The following is a 366-nucleotide window of genomic DNA, read 5'->3' on the forward strand; positions in this document are numbered from 1 at the left end:
AATATTTCTCAGAACGTAGCTTTTACCGTCGTCGTAGCTTTTGTCGAGGTTAACCAGTTTTACTTCAGCCATAATTCTTTTTCCGCACTATGGGCATTAATCCAGATCATTCGTTTACCGAGAAAATGATTTCATCCCCGAGGGTGACGAAATCATTTTCTTCGCTCATGGCTGTTTAACCTTTAACACCGCCTGAGGTCAGGCCACTGACCAGATAACGCTGAGCCAACAGGAAGATCAGTGTAATGGGCAAGCCTGTCAGCACAGCTGCGGCAGCAAAGTCACCCCACAAATAGTTCTGGGGGTTCAGGAATTGTTTTGAACCCACTGCCAGAGTCAGTTTGTCCATGTCCTGCAGCAATACTG

General features: G+C 46.4%; 1 pseudogene. It reads right to left on the bottom strand.

Annotation, left to right across the window (positions count from 1 at the left end):
* Nucleotides 1-175: 175 nt before the first annotated feature.
* A pseudogene (gene malG, locus CWC28_RS21440) lies at nt 176-366 on the bottom strand (maltose ABC transporter permease MalG); the annotation flags it as partial.

It is taken from the genome of Pseudoalteromonas sp. S4492, from assembly GCF_005886115.1.
Taxonomy (GTDB): Bacteria; Pseudomonadota; Gammaproteobacteria; order Enterobacterales; family Alteromonadaceae; genus Pseudoalteromonas; species Pseudoalteromonas gelatinilytica.